Source organism: Parvibaculum sp. (assembly GCF_040882025.1).
GTDB lineage: Bacteria > Pseudomonadota > Alphaproteobacteria > Parvibaculales > Parvibaculaceae > Parvibaculum.
Window position 1 is genome coordinate 1 of record NZ_JBBECC010000163.1, and the last position, 2253, is coordinate 2253.

Consider the following 2253-nt stretch of genomic DNA (forward strand, 5'->3'; position numbering starts at 1 on the left):
CCGCGTCGAGTTTCTGGGCGCGATGCCGGCGCGCGCCGCGTTTCGGCTGGCGCGCATTGTCGTCATGCCATCCTGGAACGAGTCGCTTCCTTATGTTGCTCTCGAGGCCGCTGCCGCCGGAATACCTCTCATTGCTAGCCGTGTCGGCGGTGTGCCCGAGATATTCGGTGACGAAGCACATCGTCTTGTCGCGCCAGGCGATGCGGCGGCCTTGTCACGGGCGCTTGCCAATGCCCTTTCGGAACCGGGTGACATTGTCGGCTCGGCAATGCGCCTCAAGGTGCGCGTCGAGCGTCTGTTCTCGGTGACGGAAATGGTCACTGCCGTGAACGGATTTTATGCCCGTATTCTCAGCGGAAAATCGCAGCGTCGTGTATCGGCACCCGGCATCCCGATACTCGAAGGCGCCGGTCCCCGTTTCACGGGCGGCGGACGATGAGCGTCGAAGGCTGGCAGATTGATGCTGCCACGCGGCATTTCGATGCACCGGTGCGTCGTCTTGTTCCTCGTCTTGGCGAATGGTTGGTCGTTCTTGTTCTGCTGACAAGCTTCTATGTCCGATCGGAGCAGGGCACGGACCAGCCGACACCCTACGACATGCTGATGGTTGTTGCGGTCGGCCTGTTTTTTCTTTTCGGCCTCAGGTTTCCGCGTGGCCTCGGATGGCCGGCGGCGTTTTGGGGGCTCATCGTCATTGGCTATGGCGTCGGTGCGATGGGCGCGCTTTACCTCGACAAGGTCCAGCCGGCGATGACCGTGACGATCTATCTGGTCGGGACTTTTCTTTTCTTTGCCTCTTTCGTCTATGCCGACGCCGAGCGGCGTCTTGGCCTGCTGTTCTGGGCTTATACAGCAGCCGCCTGCGTTGCCGCAGGGCTCGGCGTAGGTGGCTATTTTCAACTCCTTCCTGGCTCGGAGATGTTTCTGGTCTTTGGACGGGCGACCGGAACCTTCAACGATCCGAACGTGTTCGGTCCTTTTCTTGTGGCGCCGGTTCTCTTCCTTGCGATGAAGCTCAGCACGGCGCAACATCTTCGCTCGCTCTGGATGCTGCTGCCGCTCGGTCTTCTGACGACGGGCGTACTGCTTAGTTTCTCGCGCGGTGCCTGGGGCAGCCTGCTTTTGTCTGCCGCCGTTTTCGTCGTTCTGACGCTGGCAACCTCGCGTTCCTCCCGGCAGGCGTTTCGACTGATCGGTTTCGCAACGCTGATGGCGTTGCTGTTGACGATCGTGGTCGGCGTGGCGCTTTCAAATCCGAAGGTCTCGGAGCTTTTCGAGGAACGTGCGGCGCTGACGCAGGACTACGATATCGATCCGGAGCACGGTCGCTTTGAAAGCCAGTCGCGCGCCTTCTCAATGGTCCTGTATAAGCCGTGGGGCGTCGGCCCGGCGCAATGGGCCATTATCAACAATCTCGACACCCACAACGTCTATCTGCATGTGCTGGTCGCGGGCGGGTTCCTGTCCGGCCTGGCCTTCGTCGCTTTTGTATTGACGACGATAGTACGGGGGTGGCGGGCGGCATCCGTGCCCGGACCGCAACAAGGCATGCTGATCGTCGCCTATGCGGCGTTGATCGGCCATTTTGCCGAAGGCGTCATCATCGACATCGACAACTGGCGTCATCTCTATCTACTGCTGGGAATGCTCTGGGGGGCTATGCTTGCGGCCGAAGGCCGAAAGCTCGTTGGCGCGGCGATGCCGGCACAGCTCGCTGGCCCTGCCTGGCACTAGGCCTCTCAAGGGGCCCGCGCTCAAGCGTAGCCGCGCCGAAAAACCGCATGAAATGGGAGCCCTGGAGGCCACGCCCGGAATCGAACCGGGGTATACGGATTTGCAGTCCGCTGCGTAACCACTCCGCCACGTGGCCATTTCCGAGGGCGGGCGGGGTATAGCAATTCCCCGGCCCGGGTACAACGATCATTAGACCAGTGGTGTTGCGGTCATCTTAACGGCCGCCTCGCCAGGGTGTGACGGTTGATTTCGGGGGCGGGGTGAATTGAGTTTGGCGGGCAGGGCCAGTATAAACGCGGCGGGCGCCCGATGTTGCCGCTCCCGCTCCTTCTCGATGGCCAGGATCTTCCCCATGACCGACTTCGCCGCCGCCCGCCACAACATGGTTGAGAGCCAGGTGCGGGTCAACGCCGTGACCGATGGACGGGTCATCGATGCAATGTCCGCGATACCGCGCGAGCGCTTCGTGCCATTGTCGCGTCAAAGCCTCGCCTATGTGGATGAGGATATCGCTATATC

General features: G+C 61.4%; 2 protein-coding genes and 1 tRNA gene. 2 read left to right on the forward strand and 1 reads right to left on the reverse strand.

Annotated elements, in window-relative coordinates; translation table 11 throughout:
* Both WEB61_RS11755 and WEB61_RS11760 read left to right on the forward strand, forming a co-directional pair.
* The coding region (locus WEB61_RS11755) for a glycosyltransferase (protein WP_368064521.1) at positions 1–439 on the forward strand (439 nt) is incomplete at its 5' end.
* Entirely contained in the window at positions 436–1734 is a 1299-nt protein-coding gene (locus tag WEB61_RS11760; protein ID WP_368064522.1) for an O-antigen ligase family protein, read from the forward strand. The genes WEB61_RS11755 and WEB61_RS11760, both read left to right, overlap by 4 nt.
* Positions 1735–1796: 62 nt before the next feature.
* Here the strand turns inward: WEB61_RS11760 and WEB61_RS11765 are convergent.
* Positions 1797–1870: transfer RNA gene (locus WEB61_RS11765), tRNA-Cys, on the reverse strand.
* Positions 1871–2253 lie beyond the last annotated feature (383 nt).